Source organism: Brevundimonas sp. (assembly GCF_016463295.1).
In the GTDB taxonomy this organism is placed as follows: Bacteria; Pseudomonadota; Alphaproteobacteria; order Caulobacterales; family Caulobacteraceae; genus Brevundimonas.
This window is the reverse complement of record NZ_JAEMRO010000026.1, coordinates 12,774-30,546: the sequence shown is the minus strand read 5'-3', so window position 1 is coordinate 30,546 and position 17,773 is coordinate 12,774. Positions and strand designations below refer to the sequence as shown.

Annotated in this window: 16 protein-coding genes; 8 read left to right on the top strand and 8 right to left on the bottom strand. The window is 66.5% G+C overall.

What is annotated here, in order from left to right:
* Nucleotides 1-2,101, top strand: a 2,101-nt coding sequence (locus JHC81_RS07650; RefSeq protein ID WP_292172862.1) for a prolyl oligopeptidase family serine peptidase, incomplete at its 5' end; no start/stop codon positions are given.
* Nucleotides 2,102-2,452: 351 nt separating this feature from the next.
* On the opposite strand, the gene JHC81_RS07645 is transcribed toward JHC81_RS07650, so the two are convergent.
* From JHC81_RS07645 to ftsY, 3 genes are all read right to left on the bottom strand, one after another.
* Complete coding sequence (locus JHC81_RS07645) at nucleotides 2,453-3,055, bottom strand: MarR family transcriptional regulator (RefSeq protein ID WP_292172859.1); 603 nt, start codon at nucleotides 3,053-3,055, stop codon at nucleotides 2,453-2,455.
* A 72-nt stretch (nucleotides 3,056-3,127) separates the two neighbouring features.
* On the bottom strand, nucleotides 3,128-3,838 hold the full coding sequence (locus JHC81_RS07640) for a septation protein IspZ (RefSeq protein ID WP_292172858.1): 711 nt from the start codon (nucleotides 3,836-3,838) through the stop codon (nucleotides 3,128-3,130).
* 5 nt (nucleotides 3,839-3,843) lie between these two features.
* On the bottom strand, nucleotides 3,844-4,779 hold the full coding sequence (gene ftsY, locus JHC81_RS07635) for a signal recognition particle-docking protein FtsY (RefSeq protein ID WP_292172855.1): 936 nt from the start codon (nucleotides 4,777-4,779) through the stop codon (nucleotides 3,844-3,846).
* A gap of 117 nt (nucleotides 4,780-4,896) precedes the next feature.
* On the opposite strand from ftsY, the gene JHC81_RS07630 reads away from it, so the two are divergent.
* Nucleotides 4,897-6,945: an NAD(+) synthase gene (locus JHC81_RS07630; protein WP_292172852.1), complete on the top strand. Its 2,049-nt coding sequence runs from the start codon at nucleotides 4,897-4,899 to the stop codon at nucleotides 6,943-6,945.
* 1 nt (nucleotide 6,946) lies between these two features.
* Here the strand turns inward: JHC81_RS07630 and JHC81_RS07625 are convergent, their stop codons facing one another.
* Both JHC81_RS07625 and JHC81_RS07620 read right to left on the bottom strand, forming a co-directional pair.
* On the bottom strand, nucleotides 6,947-7,822 hold the full coding sequence (locus tag JHC81_RS07625; RefSeq protein WP_292172849.1) for an alpha/beta hydrolase: 876 nt from the start codon (nucleotides 7,820-7,822) through the stop codon (nucleotides 6,947-6,949).
* A gap of 81 nt (nucleotides 7,823-7,903) precedes the next feature.
* Nucleotides 7,904-8,416, bottom strand: a complete 513-nt coding sequence (locus JHC81_RS07620) for an HAD family hydrolase (protein ID WP_292172846.1) — start codon at nucleotides 8,414-8,416, stop codon at nucleotides 7,904-7,906.
* Nucleotides 8,417-8,610: 194 nt separating this feature from the next.
* On the opposite strand from JHC81_RS07620, the gene JHC81_RS07615 reads away from it, so the two are divergent.
* From JHC81_RS07615 to JHC81_RS07600, 4 genes are all read left to right on the top strand, one after another.
* A complete protein-coding gene (locus JHC81_RS07615) occupies nucleotides 8,611-9,777 on the top strand; it encodes a DegT/DnrJ/EryC1/StrS aminotransferase family protein (RefSeq protein ID WP_292172842.1) in 1,167 nt (388 codons plus the stop codon).
* A gap of 4 nt (nucleotides 9,778-9,781) precedes the next feature.
* Nucleotides 9,782-10,717 (top strand): Gfo/Idh/MocA family oxidoreductase, encoded by a 936-nt coding sequence (locus tag JHC81_RS07610; RefSeq protein WP_292172838.1) that lies wholly within the window; start codon nucleotides 9,782-9,784, stop codon nucleotides 10,715-10,717.
* Nucleotides 10,718-10,721: 4 nt separating this feature from the next.
* Nucleotides 10,722-11,216, top strand: a complete 495-nt coding sequence (locus tag JHC81_RS07605) for a hypothetical protein (protein ID WP_292172836.1) — start codon at nucleotides 10,722-10,724, stop codon at nucleotides 11,214-11,216.
* Between the two features lie 92 nt (nucleotides 11,217-11,308).
* Nucleotides 11,309-12,679, top strand: coding sequence for an NAD-dependent succinate-semialdehyde dehydrogenase (locus tag JHC81_RS07600; protein ID WP_292172834.1), 1,371 nt, complete (start codon nucleotides 11,309-11,311; stop codon nucleotides 12,677-12,679).
* Nucleotides 12,680-12,681: 2 nt separating this feature from the next.
* On the opposite strand, the gene JHC81_RS07595 is transcribed toward JHC81_RS07600, so the two are convergent.
* Nucleotides 12,682-13,137: a MaoC family dehydratase gene (locus JHC81_RS07595; protein WP_292172831.1), complete on the bottom strand. Its 456-nt coding sequence runs from the start codon at nucleotides 13,135-13,137 to the stop codon at nucleotides 12,682-12,684.
* 52 nt (nucleotides 13,138-13,189) lie between these two features.
* Nucleotides 13,190-14,182: a threonine/serine dehydratase gene (locus JHC81_RS07590; RefSeq protein WP_292172828.1), complete on the bottom strand. Its 993-nt coding sequence runs from the start codon at nucleotides 14,180-14,182 to the stop codon at nucleotides 13,190-13,192.
* 84 nt (nucleotides 14,183-14,266) lie between these two features.
* Between JHC81_RS07590 and glpK the strand changes: the two genes are divergently transcribed.
* A complete protein-coding gene (gene glpK / locus JHC81_RS07585; protein WP_292172825.1) occupies nucleotides 14,267-15,772 on the top strand; it encodes a glycerol kinase GlpK in 1,506 nt (501 codons plus the stop codon).
* Nucleotides 15,769-16,875, top strand: a complete 1,107-nt coding sequence (locus JHC81_RS07580; protein WP_292172823.1) for a phosphotransferase family protein — start codon at nucleotides 15,769-15,771, stop codon at nucleotides 16,873-16,875. Before glpK ends, JHC81_RS07580 begins: the two co-directional genes overlap by 4 nt.
* On the opposite strand, the gene JHC81_RS07575 is transcribed toward JHC81_RS07580, so the two are convergent.
* The gene (locus JHC81_RS07575) at nucleotides 16,872-17,684 is read right to left on the bottom strand and encodes a hypothetical protein (RefSeq protein ID WP_292172820.1); all 813 of its coding nucleotides are present in this window, start codon (nucleotides 17,682-17,684) and stop codon (nucleotides 16,872-16,874) included. The genes JHC81_RS07580 and JHC81_RS07575 overlap by 4 nt on opposite strands.
* Nucleotides 17,685-17,773 lie beyond the last annotated feature (89 nt).

The window sequence follows — 17,773 nt, the reverse complement described above, 5'->3', positions numbered from 1 at the left end:
CCCCCACATGCCCGCCGACCTGACCCCCGCCGGGGTCCGCGCCGCCGACGAGCATCTGGCGCTGGAACAGGTGGACGGCGCCGAGGCCATGGCCTTCGTCCGCGCGTCGAACGAACGGGCGCTCGCCACCCTGACCGGCGACCCCCGTTACGAGCCCTTCCGCCAGCAGGCCGAGGCCATCCTGACCGCCACCGACCGCATCCCGGGCCCGTCCTTCCTCGGCGACGGCATCGGCAACTACTGGCAGGACGCGACCAATCCCAAGGGCATCTGGCGGCGCACGACGCTGGACGGCTACCGCTCGGCCGACACGCCGTGGGAAACCCTGATCGACTTGGACGCCCTGTCCCGCGCCGAGGGCAAGGACTGGGTCTGGAAGGGCTCCAACTGCCTGGCCCCCGACGAGACCCGTTGCCTGATCAGCCTGTCCGACGGTGGCAAGGACGCCGTCGTGGTGCGCGAGTTCGATACCACCACCAAGGCCTTCGTCGACGGTGGATTCATCCTGCCCGAAGGCAAGCACCGCATCAGCTGGCTGGACCGGAACACGCTTCTGGTCGCCACCGACTTCGGCGACGGCACGCTGACCGAGTCAGGTTATCCTTACATCGTGAAGTCGCTGACGCGCGGCCAAGCCCTGGCCCAGGCGACCGAAGTCTATCGCGGCGAGCAGTCGGACGGCGGCTATGGCGTCAGCCCTGCCGTCTATCGCGACAAGGACGGTGCCGTCGAAGCCGTGCTGTTCAACCGCCCTCTGGACACGTTCCGCTCAGAGACCTGGCAGTGGGTCGATGGCCAGGCGCTAAAGCTGAACCTGCCCGAGCGTGTGGCCGTCTACGGAACACAGGGCGACCGTCTCATCCTGTCTATCGACCAACGCTGGGATCGCGGCGACATCTCGCTTCAGGAAGGGACCCTGCTCAGCCTCAAGCTTTCACGGCTGACCCAGCCGCCACGACAGGACACGGGGCCGGTGTTCGGCGTTCCCGACGTCGTTTTCGCGCCGAGCCCCCGTCAGTCGATCCAGGATGTCGTCGTGCTCTCGGACCGTATTCTGGTCGGCTACTCCGACAATGTCGTCGGACGTCTGGCCAGTTTCACGCTTGATGGGCCAGAGCTGCATGACCTCACCTGGAGAAGGACCGAGTTCGACGTGGCGGCCAACAGCGCGGTCGGCCTGGGTGACAGTTCCAAGTCGCGCGGAGAGGTCTTCGTTTCGACCCAGGGCTTCCTGACGCCCCCGACCCTCAGCCTGGCCGATGTCCCCGCCGCCAGCCTTTCCGAACTGCGCGCCGCCCCTGCCAAGTTCGACGCCTCGACCCACATCACCGAGCAGTTCGAGGCCACCTCCGCCGACGGCACCAAGATTCCCTATTTCGTCACCCGCCCGCGCGACCAATCCGGGCCCGCCCCCACCATCCTGTTCGGCTATGGCGGCTTCCAGGCCAGTTTCCCGCCCGCCTACAAGCCCGAGATGGGCAAGCTGTGGCTCGAGAACGGCGGCGTCTTCGTCCAGGCCAATATCCGGGGCGGCGGCGAGTTCGGCCCGGCCTGGCACCAGGCGGCGCTGAACGAGAACCGCCAGCGGTCGTTCGACGACTTCGCGGCAGTGGCCCGGGATCTGGAAACGCGCGGCATCACCACGGCGCGTCGTCTCGGCATCTATGGCCGCTCAAACGGCGGGGTCCTGACCTCGGTGACCCTGACCCAGCACCCCGAGTTGATCAATGCGGCGGTGATCGAAAGCCCGCTGGTCGATATGCTGCGCTATCACGAACTGCCTGCCGGGGCCTCGTGGATCGGCGAATACGGCGACCCGCGCATCCCGGAAGAAGCCGCCTGGATCGCCGCCTATTCCGGCTATCAGAACCTGCGCGAGGGGGCCAACTACCCGCGCGTCTACATCACCACCAACACCCGCGACGACCGCGTCCACCCCGGCCACGCCCGCAAGCTGGCCGCGCGTCTGGGCGACATGGGCTATGACCACCTGTACTTTGAAGATACCGCAGGCGGCCATTCCAACGACGCCGACCCCGTCGCCAACGCCCGCCGCTGGGCCCGCCACTATGTCTATCTGGCCCAGCAGCTCATGGACTGACCGGATCGTCGCGCCGTCCCCGGATGGAGCGGCGCGACCTCGGGCGCAAAGGGTGTGGACCGGTCATTCCGGAGACAAATACTCTGGCCCTTCTCGACCCCGGATGCGCCCTTCCTGACGCTTCCGGCATCGATGTGCCGACGCTCATCTCAGCACGGCCTTGGCGTGTGGTAGACTGGGTCATGCGCGGTCCTGAAAGGCCGCTCTGAGAGATTTTGCGGTCTTTGACAGTTCCAGCTCCGCTCCCGACCGCCCCAGGTGGCACGCGATCTTGCGCACAGGCGACGCGGTCAGGACGCCCGTGTCTCGCCTCGAAAATGCAACGGAGACACTGGACCCGGTCGGGACAGATCAGGCGGCGACGGCGGCCTTGGCCTTCTTGGCCTTGGCAGGCTTGTCCGCCTTGGCCGGCTTCTCGCCCTTGCGGGCCAGTTTCTCGGCCTTCTTGGCTTCGCGGGCAGCCTTCTTGGCGGCGCGGGCCTCGGCCTTGGCCTTGTCGGGGGCGGCGTCAGCCTCTCCGGCCAGTTCGCTCAGCAGGTCCAGAAAGCCGTCGCGCTTGCCTTTGGGCAGCAGGGCCAGGATGCGTTTGTCGGCGGCCTCGACGCGCGGACGGGCGGCGTCCAGCGCCTCCTGCCCCTTGGGCGACAGGCGCACGGCCTTGGCGCGGGCGTCGATGCTGGACTTCTCGCGGTCCAGCAGGCCCTTCACCGTCATGCGGGAGACCAGGTCCGCCAGGGTCGAGCGGTCGATGCCTGTGGCGCGAACCAGGTCGGTCTGGGTCAGGCCCGACTTCTGCGACGCGGCCTCCAGCACCGCGAACTGACGCTGGGTCAGGCCGTCCGAACCGGCTTCCTCGGAATAGATGTCCAGCGCCAGTTGCAGCACACGGTGCATCAGATGGCTGGGCGAGGCCGAGAGGCCACCGCGTTTGGACTTGTTGCCGGACTTGACCATGAAACCGTATCCCCTGCGGTTGCCATGAGGCTTAGCAGTCGCATTTTACGGTTTGACGACGGACGAAGATTCTTAAGCGCCGGTGTCCGGACCGGCGGGAGCCATCGGATCGACCGGCTTATCCGCCGAGGTCAGATTGCCCATGATCAAAGGGATCTGCGACAGGCCGAATACGGAGGATGCGATCCACAGCACGCCCCGGAAACTGACCCAGACATCCGCCGGGTCCAGATGACCCAGGCCGATGCGGGGCGCGACCAGGGCCACCAGCGCCTCGCTGCGCACCGCCTCGTTCACCAGGGCCACGGCCAGGAAATACAGGCCGTACCGAAGCGTCAACGTCCGCCAGGCCCGGTCGTTGATCGGAATGACCGTCCCCAGCAGCGCCTTCAGCGGCTGTTTGTGCAGCAGGTAGCCGCCCAGCAATGCCACGGCCAGGCCGCCGTTCAGGGCCGTGACCTTGATCTTGACCCACAGGCCGTCGCCGGTCAGCAGGGTCAGCAGGCCGAACACCAGCGCAAATCCGCCGACCAGCAGCGGCATCAGGGCCAGCCGCTTCTCGACCACCAGCCCGACCACCACGGCCACGGCCGAGCCTGCGACCAGCGCCCAGGTCGCATTGACCAGCGCCTCGTCCCCGCTCATTCCGCGCAGACGCAGCACCAGAAAGGCCAGGCCAAAGGCCAGCAGGCCGCCGAAATCCACCGCCTGACGCAGGCCGGAGTTCTTCTCGCCCTGGGGCGGTGTCGGGTCCAGTTCAGGGGCTGTGTCGGTCTCGGTCATGCGGTTCAGTCTTCCAGTCCCGCCAGCGACCTTGAAAAGGCCCGGGCGTCGAAGGGTTGCAGGTCATCGACGCCCTCGCCGACGCCGATCAGCTTGATGGGCGCATCCGACGCCTGGGCCACGGGCACCAGGACCCCGCCCCGCGCCGTGCCGTCCAGCTTGGTCATCACCACCCCGGTGACGAAGGCGGTGCGGCCGAAGATCTGTTCCTGGGCCAGGGCGTTGCGGCCGACCGTGGCGTCCAGCACCAGCAGGGTCTCGTGCGGGGCCTCCGGATCGATCTTCTTGATCACGCGGACGATCTTCAGCAGTTCGTCCATCAGGGCGGACTTGTTCTGCAACCGGCCGGCGGTGTCGATCAGGACGACGTCATACCCCTCGGCCTTGGCCCTGGCATAGGCGTCGAAGGCCAGCCCGGCGGGATCGGCCCCGTCCCGGCGGCTCTCGAACGTCGCCCCCGCCCGCTCGGCCCAGACCTTCAACTGTTCACGCGCGGCGGCCCGGAAGGTGTCGCAGGCCACGATCATGACCCTGGCCCCCTGACTGGTCAGGTTCGAGGCGATCTTGCCCAGCGTCGTCGTCTTGCCCGAGCCGTTGACCCCCACGAACAGGGTCACGAACGGCCTGGGCCCGCTCAGCGGTTCGTAGCGGGCCTGGTGGTTGATCAGTTCGGCCGCCACAGCCTCGGCCAGGGCCTCCTTGACCTCGCGCTCGTCAGCCCCCTTGCCGAAGCGTAAGTCCCGGAACCGCTCCACGATCCGGTCGGTCGCTGCCGGGCCCAGATCGCTCTCCAGCAGATGCTCTTCCAGCTGTTCCAGAGCGGTCTCGGACAGCGGCTCCTTCACGAAGGTGGCGACGACCTGTTCGGTCATCTGTTTGGAGGAGCGGCTTAAGCCCTCGCTCAACCGCGAAAGCCAGCCCTTTTTCGGCGTATCGTTCATCCGTCGGGTTTAGCGGGGCGGGACGGGCGCGTCATCTGCTCAATCCGCACGCGGCATCGGCCCGCAAGTCCGAGGATGACGCTGTCGGGCCGGAACGTTACAGTATCGGCGATCAGGATGCCGCCCTTGCCCCAAGCCAACCCCTTCCACTCTCCCCGCACCCACGGCTTCGTCCGCGTCGTCGCCGCCACGCCGGTGGTGCACACCGCCGACCCCGTAGCCAATGCCGGGGAACACGCCGCCCTGATCCGTCAGGCGGGCGAGCAGGGCGTGGACCTGATCGTCTTCCCCGAACTGAGCCTCAGCGGCTATGCCATCGACGACCTGCTGATGCAGGACGCCCTGCTGGCCGAGGTCGAGCGTCAGATCGCCGTCCTGGCCGAGGCTGCGGACGCCGCGGGTCTGGTCGCCGTGATCGGAGCACCCGTGCGAAGTGGCGACGCCCTGTTCAACTGCGCCGTAGTGCTGGGGTCGGGCTCGGTGCTGGGTGTCGTGCCCAAGACCTATCTGCCCAACTATCGGGAATATTACGAGAAACGCTGGTTCGCCCCCGCCGCCAGCCGATCCGAAGATGCGATCCTGCTGAACGGTGAGACGGTCGATTTCGCCCCCGGTCTAATCTTCGAGGCTGTCGACCGGCCCGGCTTCGTCTTCGCCGTCGAAATCTGCGAGGACTTCTGGGCCCCTCAGCCGCCCTCGACGCGCGCGGCGCTGGCCGGGGCACGCATCCTGCTGAACCTGTCGGCCTCCAACATCGTGATCGGCAAGGCGGATGAGCGGGCCGTGCTGTGCGCCAGCCAGTCGATGCGGGCCCAGTGCGCCTATGTCTTCACCGCCTCTGGCTGGGGCGAGAGCACCACCGACCTGGCCTGGGACGGTCAGGCGACGATCCACGAACTGGGTGCGAAACTGGCCGAGGGCGAGCGGTTCGCGCTGGAAAGCCATCTAACCATCGCCGACATCGACGTCGAGCGTATCAGCCTGGACCGCCTGCGCAACGGAACGTTCGCCGACTGCGCGCGGCTGGAGGGCGAGCCGGCCACCGTCGTGCCGTTCGAAACGGGCGAGCGCGAGGGGGCGGCCGATCTGATGCGGCCGCTGGATCGCTTCCCCTTTGTGCCGGACGATCCGGCGCGACTGGATCAGGACTGTTTCGAGGCCTTCAACATCCAGGTCCAGGGCCTGATGCGCCGGTTGAAGGCGACCGGATCGAAGACGCTGGTCATCGGCGTTTCCGGCGGTCTGGATTCGACCCAGGCCCTGCTGGTCGCCTGCCGAGCCTTCGACCGGATGGACCTGCCGCGCACCGGCATTCTGGGCTTCACCATGCCGGGCTTCGCGACCTCGGAGGGGACGAAGTCCAACGCCTGGGCGCTGATGAAGGCGCTGGGGATCACCGGTGCTGAAATCGACATCCGCCCCGCCGCCGAGCGGATGCTGAAGGACATCGGCCACCCCTATGCCGAGGGCCAGCCGGTCCACGACATCACCTTCGAGAATGTGCAGGCCGGTCTGCGCACCGACTATCTGTTCCGTCTGGCCAATCAGCACGGCGGCTTGGTGCTGGGCACCGGCGACCTGTCGGAGCTGGCCCTGGGTTGGGCCACCTATGGCGTCGGCGACCACATGAGCCACTACAACGTCAACGGCGGCGTGGCGAAGACCCTGATCCGGCACCTGATCCGCTGGGTTGCGGCGCGCGAGCACGAGGGCGCAGCGGGCGAGGTGCTGCAGGCCATTCTGGACACCGAGATTTCGCCCGAACTCGTCCCGGCCAGGGACGGCCAGATCCAGTCGACGGAGGCGACCGTCGGCCCCTATGCGCTTAACGACTTCTTTCTGTTCTACATCACCCGCTTCGGCCTGAAGCCGTCCAAGGTGGCGTATCTGGCGCATCAGGCGTGGAAGGATGCGGCGACGGGACACTGGCCCGTGAATACGCCGGACGACGAAAAGGTCGAATACGATCTGGCCACCATCAAGGGCTGGCTGCGCAAATTCCTGATCCGCTTCTTCAAGACCAGCCAGTTCAAGCGGTCCGCCCTGCCCAACGGACCCAAGGTGGTCACGGGAGGCTCTCTGTCCCCCCGCGGAGACTGGCGAGCCCCGTCCGACGCCACGGCGCGGGTCTGGCTCGACGAACTGGACGCCAACGTTCCGGACTAGGTCAGGGCAGCTCGCTCAGGAACGGGAACAGGGCTTCCTTGACCGCCGGTTCGTCCAGCATGGGCGCATGTCCCACGCCAGGGACTTCGACATAGTCCATCTTGGGGGCGCGCTTGCGCATCTTGGCGACGATTTCGGGACTGAGAAGGTCCGAGGTTTCGCCCCGCACCAGCAGCACCTGCCGCCCGCGCGTCAGCCGCCCGAACATCGGCCACAGATTCGGGACCAAGGCCTTGGCCCCAGCCGCCCGGATCGGCACGGCGATGTCGGTGTCATAGTCGGGAACCGGCGTGCCTTCGGTGCCGATGCGGAAGGTGCGGCGGGCGAAGGCGTCCCAGTCCGCGTCGGTATAGTGCGGGAAGGCGATCTCGTTCAGGCGTTTGGCATGGGCGGCGGCGTCGGCCCAGTCGTTGATGATGACCGACTGGCCGGCATAGCTGGCGATGCGAGCAAGTCCCACAGGCGAGACTTCCGGCCCTATATCATTCAGGATCGCCCCGGCCACAACCTTTGAGCGGATCGCTGCGATGGCCATGGTGATCAGCCCGCCCATGGAGGTGCCGACGAATACCGCCCGCTCGATTCCCAGCGCCGACATCAGGGCCAGCACGTCTTGGGCATAGGTCGCGGGCTGATAGGTCAGGGGGTCGGTCGCGCGATCGGAACGCCCCCGGCCCCGGACGTCGACGGCCAGGACGCGGCGACCGGCCAAGGCGATCTGAGGTGCGATGACCTCGAAGTCCGCCGCATTGCGCGTCAGGCCGTGGATGGCAATCACCGGAAGCTTCGCCTGACCGGCCACGGCAGCATAGTCCCGGGCCGAGAGATTCAGCCCGTCGGCGCTTTTCCAGCGGCGTTCGACAAAGTTGGCAGGCATGGCAGGCTCCGTGTGCGTTCCGCAGAGTAATTCATCGCGGGGAGAAATCCCATGCGCCCGATCGACTGCGTGAGGATGTGTTCAGTCGCCCAGTAGGTCCGCTACGAACCGGTCCAGATCGCCGCCGTCGAAGCGGAAGCCCAGGACGCCCGCACGCCTTGCCGCCTCCATGTCCGACGGCTGGTCGCCGATCATCAGCGAACGGTCGGGGTCCAGACCATGCTCGACGACGGCCTTCAGGATCATACCGGGATTGGGCTTTCGGTCCGGATGATCGGGATGGACGAAGGCCTGGACGGACCCTTGTGCATGATAGGGGCAGGCATAGACGGCATCGATCCGCGCGCCGTCCTCGGCCAGGGTCTGGACCAGCAGGTCGTTGAAGGCCTGCATCTGGTCCAGATCGAACAGGCCGCGTGCCACGCCCGACTGATTGGTCACGATGACGCAGACGAACCCCGCGGCATTCAGCCGCCGCACAGCCACCTCCGCACCCGGCATCAGGTGCAGCTGGTCGGGGCGGTGGGGATAGCCGACGTCCTCGATAATCACGCCGTCACGGTCGAGAAAGGCGGCGGGGCGGCCTAGGGTCATGCGCCGGGATTAGGGGATACAGGGCCGGGCTGGCAAGCGGCGGCGCTTGCTTCGTTGCAAGCCGTCACCCGAAGTGACCTGCCCCGATTTGGCGCCACGGTTCGCATTTTGCTAGTGACCAGCCTCCCGACGCGCCGCAAGCTGGCGGCGTTATCCGCCGGCCATCGCGTCCGGCCGCTTCGGAGCTGTCCGCCATGACCATCCCCTTTATCGACCTTCAGGCCCAGCGGCTGCGCCTCGGCGGCAAGATCGAGGCCGCCGTTCAGGAGGCCGTCGTCGGCGGGGCCTGGGTCATGGGGCCGCAGGTCCGCCAGTTTGAGGCCGATCTGGCCGCGTTCGGACAGACGAAACACGCTCTGGGCTGCGCCAACGGGACCGACGCCCTGATCCTGCCGCTGATCGCCTGGGGCATCCGCACGGGCGACGCCGTCTTCTGTCCCAGCTTCACTTTCACGGCGACGGCCGAGGTCGTGCCCTGGCTGGGGGCGACGCCGGTCTTCGTCGATGTGGATGCACAGACGTTCAACATGGACCCGGCCCATCTGGAGGCCATGATCGAGGCGACGCTGAAGGAAGGCCGGCTGAAGCCGCGCGTCGTCATCGCCGTGGACCTGTTCGGCCAGCCCGCCGACTATCCCGCCATCCGCGCCATCTGCGACAAATATGGACTGAAGCTGATCTCGGACTCGGCGCAAGGCTTTGGCGGCACCCTGCATGGCGAGCATCCGATCAAATGGGCGGATGTGACGACCACCAGCTTCTTTCCAGCCAAGCCGCTGGGCTGTTACGGCGACGGCGGGGCGGTGCTGACCGACGACGAGGACCTGGCCCAGGAGATGGATTCCCTGCGCGTCCACGGCAAGGTCGTGGCCAAGGACATGAAGGCGGGTGCCGCCGAGTTCGCCCACGACCCCAAATACCTGGCCATGCGCATCGGCATGAACAGCCGCCTCGACACCATCCAGGCCGCGGTCCTGATCGAGAAGCTGAAGGCCTTCAGCCAGGAGATCGAGTGGCGCAACGCCGCAGCCGACCGCTACAACACCGGCCTGGCCCCGCACGTCGCCAGTGTGCCGCAGGTGATCGAGGGCGGCGTCTCCATCTGGGCCCAGTATACGATCGAGCACGAAAACCGCGACGGGCTGGCCGCGCATCTGAAGGACCAAGGTGTACCCACCGCCGTCTACTATCCTGTACCCATGCATCTGCAGCCCGCCTATGCACGCTTCTCCGTAGGCGAGGGCAGCCTGCCGGTGACGGAACGACTGAAGGATCGGGTCATCAGCCTGCCCATGCACTCAGACCTCGACGCGCCGACGCAAGGCCGCATCATCGACGCCGTCGCGTCCTTCAAGGGTTGATCGCATGAACCAGAACCAGCCCCCTCTGAAGGTCGGCGTCGCCGGCGTCGGCGTCATGGGCCGCAACCATGCCCGCGTGCTGGGCGACATCCGCGACTTCGACCTGACTCACATCTTCGATGCGGATGAAGTGACGGCCCAGGGCGTGGCCGAGCTGTATGGCGCGACGCCGGTTACCTCGGTCGAGGCCTTCGTGGAGGCCGGGCTGGACGCCGCAGTGGTCTCGACCCCCAACCGCACCCATGCCGATCTCGGCGTGGCGTTGCTAGAACGCGGCGTGCATGTGCTGGTCGAAAAGCCGATCGCCGCCACCGTGGCCGATGCCCAGCGTCTGATCGATGCGGCCAGGGCCAACGACCGCGTCCTGATGGTCGGCCAGGTCGAGCGCTTCAACCCGGCCGTGGATGCCGTCAAGCGCGCCATCGCCGATGAGAAAGTCATCTCCATCCAGATCACCCGCGTTGGACCGTTTCCACCGCGGATGGGCGAAGTCGGGGTGGTCATCGATCTGGCCGTGCACGACATCGACATCATCCGCCATCTGACCGACAGCGAGATCGTCGAGATCCAGCCGCAGCTGGCCCGCACCAAGGCGGACCGTGAAGATACTGCGCTACTCCAGTTCCGGCTGGAGAATGGCGTGATCGCCCACATCACCACCAACTGGGTCACGCCCTACAAGACCCGCACCCTGCAGGTCGCCACCCAGAACAAATTCGTCGTTGCCGATCTGATGACCCGCCAGGTCACCGAATACTTCGGTCAGCAGCCCGACGGCAGCTATTCGACCCGCGGCGTCATGAGCTGGCCCAGCGAGCCGCTGAAGAAGGAGCTGGAAGCCTTCGCCCACGCCATCCGAACCGGCGAGACGCCGGCGGTGACGGGCGAAGACGGTCTGCGCAACCTCGAAGTCGCCCTGCGGTGCCTGGGCGAAGACTAGGGTCATGTCGCGGCCCGGGCTCCAGATCGGTCGCAGGCTCGGGCTGGGGGCGACGTTTCTGGTCGTGGGGCCGATCGCGGGCGGGCTGACCTTCCCTTTGGTCGTCGTTATCGATCGCCTGATCTGGCCTGAGAACACGGTCCGTTTCGCCCTGGCGGGCATGGTTCTGGTCGGTGTGGTCCTGACGATTCTACCGTCGCTGATCGCAGGGGTGGCCGGTGCCGTCACCTCGCGGGTGTGGAAGGGACAACAGGGCTGGTTAGCCCAAGCGGCGGCGATTGGTGCAGTCATGACCATGCTGGAGGGCGTGCTGTTCGCACTCCTGTCTGGACCTGGTGCCGCTACCTTGTTCCAGACGACGCAGTCCGCGACACGGACGCTGATGCTTATCGTGTTGTTCGCGCTCGTTGGGGCAGCTGCCGGTCTGGCCGGTGCGACAGCGACCCAAGCGTGGCGTCCGAAAAGCCTGACCAAAGTTTATGCGGAAACCTTCGACTGATCGTCTTGGGCCACGTGGCGTCAGGTCGCGGCAACGGGTGGGAGCGGACGGCGTTTGGCTGTGACCCGTCACCAAGCCGATCGGACATCGCCATGGCCTACCGCACCCTGAACCCCTATACCGAAGCCGTCGTCAAGACCTACGATCCGCATACGGACGATCAGGTTGAGACGGCTCTGGCGAAAGCCGACGACACTTTTCGATCCGACTGGTGCCAGGGCGATATGGTTCCCCGCCTGGCGGTGTTGTCGCGCATGGCCGAGTTGCTGACCGAGCGCAGCGACGATCTCGCGGCCAAGATGGCCGAGGAGATGGGCAAGCCGGTCACCCAGGGCAGCCAGGAGATCGAACTCTGCGCCGGCATCGCGCAATACTATGCCGAGAACGCCGCCGAGCTTCTGAAGCCCCAGACCTATGACAGCCAGCTCGGCGAGGCATGGATCCAGCATCATCCGGTCGGCGTGCTGCTGGCCGTCGAGCCGTGGAACTTTCCGATCTACCAACTGATACGCGTGATCGCCCCGGCCATAGCGGTCGGCAATCCGGTGCTGTTCAAGCACGCCGGCATCGTGCCGGGCTGTGCGAAGATGTTCGAGGCTCTGGTCAAGGACGCGGGTGCACCGGAAGGCATGGTGGCGACGCTCTACATCTCGTCTGAACAGGTGTCCGACCTGATCGGTGACGACCGCATCCAGGGCGTCGCGCTGACCGGGTCGGAGGGCGCAGGCTCTAAGGTCGCGGCGCGGGCGTCGGAGATGCTGAAGAAATCCACGCTGGAACTGGGCGGCAGCGACGTCTTCGTGGTGCTGGACGACGCCGATGTCGCCGCCGCCGCGCAGGCCGGAGCCGAGGCGCGCCTGTCCAATGCCGGTCAGGTCTGCACGGGGGCCAAGCGGTTCATCGTTCAGAAGAAGGTCGCGGATGCCTTCATCGCCGCCTTCACCGAAGGCATGCAATCCGCCGTCATGGGCGACCCAATGGACGCTTCGACGACCCTGGGCCCCTTGTCATCGGAAGACGCGCTGGAAGGCCTGATCAAACAGGTCGATGCGGCCGTCGAACACGGTGCAGAGCTGTTGACCGGAGGCAAGCGGGCTGACCGCAAAGGCTTCTTCTATGAACCCACCATCCTGACCGGGATCACCTCTGACAACCCGGCCTTCCATCAGGAGTTCTTCGGCCCGGTAGCCCAGCTCTATGTCGTCGAAGACGACGATGCCGTCGTCGCCCTGGCCAACGATTCCCCCTACGGCCTGGGCGGCTCGATCTTCTCGGGCGACACCGACCGGGCGCGCAAGCTCGCCTCGCGGATCGAGACCGGCATGGTCTTCATCAACACGCCCACCACCTCCATGCCCGAGCTGCCGTTCGGCGGTGTCAAGCGCTCCGGCTATGGCCGTGAACTGGGTGACCTGGGCATCAAGGAGTTCGTGAACCGCAAGCTGGTCGTGGTCGCGGGCTAGGCTCAGCCACCGACCATCTGCATGCCCAGCCATTCGGCGATCAAGGCGGGCTTGTCCCCGCCTTCGATCTCGATGGTCAGTTCATGTTTGATCAGCCAGCGCCCGCCGCCCTTGTCCTCGGCGGACAGCAGCTTGAACCGGCCGCGCACTTTCGAGTTTACCGGCACCGGCGCGAGGAAACGCAGCTTGTCGAAGCCGTAGTTGACGCCCATCACCACACCCTCCAGCGGGGCGACGGCCTCATAGGACATGCCGGACGCGAGGCTGAGCGTCAGAAAGCCATGGGCGATGGTGGTGCCGAACGGGGTCTGTTTGGCCAGTTCGGGATTCACGTGGATGAACTGATGATCGTTGGTGACCTCGGCGAACGCGTCGATGCGGGCCTGGTCGATCTCGATCCAGCTGGAGACGCCGACCTCGGTGCCGATCAGGGATTGCAGTTCGCTGGGCTTGGGCATGGTGGTCCTCACGTGGGTTTCGAGAGCAGACTGACCGGGAAGCGCAGCGCAATCAATGGGCGACGAACTGGCCCTCGATGATGTCGGAGAACAGGCCCGGATCGACATTGCCGCCTGACAGAACGAGAACCGTGGTTCGCCCCGCTGCTTCGACATGACCCGACAACAGGGCGGCAAGCGACACCGCGCCGCCCGGCTCGACTACCTGCTTCAGGGTCCGGAACGCAAAGGCCACGGCCTCGGCGACCTCGGCGTCCGAGACGGTGACGACCCGGTCCAGTCGTCGGTTGATCGGAAACGTCAGCTCGCCCGGCCGATCGGTCATCAGGGCATCGCAGATCGAGGGGTGGGCGACCGGCGCATGGGTCAGCCGCTCTCCGGCCGCAAGCGACAGCAGGGTGTCGTTATAGGCTTCGGGCTCCACCCCGATCACCGGCGTGTCCGGCGACAGGGCGGCCATCGACAGATTGATGCCCGCGATCAGACCGCCGCCCGACGCCCCGCACAGCAGCTGATCGATCCGCGCCACACCCTGCTCACGCGCCTGTTCGATGATTTCCAGCCCCGTCGTGCCCTGGCCCTCGATGATGAAGGGGTCGTCGAAGGGGCGGACGAGGATGCTGCCCTTCGTGGCCGCGATCTCCTCGCCGATCGCCTCGCGGCTCTCGGTATAGCGATCGTACATCCGCACCTCGCCGCCGAAGGCGATGACGCCCTCGACCTTCACCTTCGGGCTGTCGGCGGGCATGACGATGATGGCGTGGGTGCCCATGCGGCGGGCGGCGGCGGCCACGGCCTGGGCATGATTGCCCGACGAATAGGCGACGACGCCGCGGGCCAGTTCGTCAGATGTCAGCCGGCTGATCCGGTTCCACGCTCCGCGGAACTTGAAGGCCCCTGCGACCTGCAGGTTCTCGGCCTTCATCAACACGCGTCCACCCAGCCGTTCGTTCAGGGCCGGACTTTCGATTAACGGTGTGCGGACGGCGTGGCCGGTGATCTGGCGGGCGGCGTCGCGGACGCCCTCGAAGGAGGCGGTGTGCATGGCCCCTCTTACCTTGGCGGGCGGGGTTTGCGTAACCCCGCGGTCAAGTAGCCCAAAGGGCGATAGCGCATTAAGACTGCCGCCATGAAAAGCCTGATCCTCGCCATCGACCAGGGCACGACCTCGTCGCGCGCCATCGCCTTCGAAGCGGCCCCGGAAGGCGGCCTTCGACCGGTGGAGGTCAGCCAGATCGAACTGCAGCAGCATTTCCCGAGGTCGGGTTGGGTCGAGCATGACGCGGCGGAAATCTGGTCCGCGACGCTGCAGACCTGTCGCGAAGTGATCCGCAAGGCGGGCGGGGTCGGGAGGTTCGCGGCCATCGGGATCACAAACCAGCGCGAGACGGCGGTGCTGTGGGACGCAACCACCTCCGAACCTTTGCATCGCGCCATCGTCTGGCAGGATCGGCGGACGGCCGATGTGACCGCACGTCTGGCGGCTGCAAGGCATGAGCCGGAAGTTCAGGCCGCGACGGGTCTAATCCTCGATCCGTATTTCTCGGCCTCCAAGTTCGCCTGGCTCCTCGACGCGGTTCCGGGCGCGCGCGAACGGGCCGCGCAGGGTGAGGTCAAGCTGGGCACGATCGAAAGCTGGCTGATCTGGAAACTGACCGGCGGTGCCAGCCATGTCACCGACGCAACCAATGCCAGCCGCACCTCGCTGATGGATTTGAGAACCCGCCAGTGGCGGCCCGATCTGGCCGAGCTGTTCGATGTGCCGCTCGAGGCCCTGCCACAGATACGCGGCTGCGCGGATCATTTAGGTGACTGCGAACCGTCGTTGTTCGGGGCCGCCTTGGCCATCCGCGGCGCGGCGGGCGATCAGCAGGCGGCACTGGTGGCGCACGGCGCGCTCAAGGCCGGTGATGCCAAGATCACCTATGGCACCGGGGCCTTTCTGGTGGCCAATGTCGGGACCGAGCCTGTCGCCTCGACCAGCCGCCTCTTGGGCACATTGGGCTATGACGCCAACGGTCAGGTCGCCTATGCGCTGGAGGGGTCGATCTTCTCGGCAGGATCGGCGATCCAGTGGCTGCGCGACGGGCTGAAGGTCATCTCCGAATCGCGCCAGTCGGAAGCGATGGCGCAGAGCCTGCCCGACAATGGTGGCGTCTATCTGGTGCCGGGTTTCACCGGACTGGGCGCCCCGTGGTGGGAGCCGGACGCGCGGGGCACGATCGTCGGCCTGACCCGCGATTCCGGACCGGCCCATATGGTGCGGGCTGCACTGGAGAGCCTGGCCTATCAAACCCGCGATCTGCTGGACGCCCTGGCCCGCGACGGCGCGCCCAGGCTGAAGGTGCTGAAGGTCGACGGTGGGGTCACCGCCAATGCCTTTGCCATGCAGTTCGTGGCCGACATCTGCGACATCACGGTCGAGCGTCCGGCGTTTCAGGAGATGACGGCGCTGGGTGCGGCCAAGCTGGCGGCTTTGGGCGTCGGGCTGATCGACGATCTGGAGGATCATCCGGTCGAGGCTCCCGCGGTGTGGACGCCGCGCATGGACGCGTCGATGCGCGAAGCCCTGCTGAAGGGCTGGCGCGGGGCTGTGCGAGCGGCCATCATCGCCGCAAACCCGGATGACGCATGACCCAGACCGACACTGAGACCACCCCGGACGGCGAAATCAACACCGACGCCCAAGCGGCCTTTTCCGGCACTCGCGACGTCGACCCGCGATATCGTCTGGACGAGGCCGCGCTGGAGCGCTGGATGGCAGGCAATGTCGAGGGCTATGCCGGTCCCCTGACGATCCGCCAGTTCAAGGGCGGCCAGTCCAATCCCACTTACGAACTCACCACGCCGGGTCACACCTATGTGCTGCGCCGCAAGCCTCCGGGCACGCTGCTGCCCTCGGCCCATGCCGTGGACCGTGAGTTCACGGTCATCTCGGCCCTGCACGCGCAGAGCTACCCCGTCGCCCGGCCCTATGCTCTGTGTACGGATGATAGCGTTATCGGCTCCATGTTCTACGTCATGGACAAGGTCGAAGGGCGGGTCCTGTGGGACCTCAAACTGCCCGGCCTGTCCCCCGATGACCGCCGCAGCATCTATGACGCCCAGGTCGATGCCCTGGCGGCTCTGCATGCCTTCGATCCCGCCGCCATTGGCCTGGGCGACTACGGCCGACCCGGCAACTATTTCGAACGGCAGGTCGGGCGCTGGACCAAACAGTATCGCGCGTCCGAGATCGAACCGATCGCGGCGATGGACCGGCTGATCGAATTCCTGCCCGCCACCCTGCCGCCGCAGGGGCCGACGCGGATCGTGCATGGCGACTTCCGCCTCGACAATCTGATCTTGGCCCCCGATGCGCCACAAGTGCGGGCCGTGCTGGATTGGGAGCTGTCCACCCTGGGCGACCCGATGGCGGACTTTTCCTATCTGCTGATCGCCTGGGTCATTCCGGCGACCCAGAAGAATGGCCTGGCCGGGATCGACATCGAGGCTCTGGGGATCCCGTCGGTGGCCCAGACGGCCGACCGATACGCCCGCCAGACGGGCGGCGACGTACCCCCCAATCTGGACTGGCTGTTCGCCTACAACCTGTTCCGTCTGGCCGCCATCTGCCAGGGGATTGCGGGGCGTGTGAGGGACGGCACGGCGGCCTCTGCCCATGCCCGGACGATGGCCGCCCAAGTCCCGATGCTGGCTGACGGCGCGCTCGCCTTTGCGAAAAAGGCCGGGGCCTAGTTGCTCAGGATCTGGACCTTGGTCCAGACATCGCCCCGGTTGACGACATTCACTCTCAGCCGCGTCGCCGCCGGGGGTTTGAGCGTGCAGCTGGGATAGTGGTCGTCGAAGCCGTCGGCACACAGAATCTGACCACGCTCGTCGCGTACGATCAGGTCGATATTGGTGTCGCCGTCACCGATGGCAGCCACTCTCAGGAGTTGCGCTCCTCTGGCATCCACCACGAATGACCAGGTCTCGCGCGAGTTCAGCCGCTTGACCGTCGAGATCGGCCCCACGCCGAAGGGAGAGGCCACGACACCGGCGATCGGTGCGGGTGGTGATATCGGCATGGGCACCGCAGGTGGCGGTGGAGGGGTAATCGGGCGCGGTGGCGGAGCGGGAGCGGTAATGGGCGGCGGCGGGGGCTCGACGGCTTCGGCTGGGGGCTGGACGCTTCTGAGGCGGGAGCCGGTAACCACCGTATCATCCAGTTCAAGGCGGGCGTCGCCGAGAGCGGCCGCTTCCTCGCGCAAGGCATAGGGTGTCAGGACCGGCTCCAGACCCGCATCCCCATCCGGACCTGCTCGCATCGGGACCTCGGCCAGCATGCGGGCCGCGATCAGGAGGGCGGCCGGATCACGATTGGCCCGCGCCCAATCCACCAGATGGGCGACGACCAGCGTCCGGGCGACACCGCGGGATTCAGGCGTCTCGTCACCCGCATCCACGGTCTGGACCGGATCGGGGATCGAAAAGGCATGCGCCGCAGGTCCGAGGGGCGATAGAAGCAGCGCCATCATCGGAATGTGGACGATCGATCTCATCATGTCGCCTCCGCACTCCATGCCGCAGGGGCGAGCTTGCACGGCTGAACACAGGGTTCAAGCCGAAGTGCCTGACGAAAGATGACGAGACC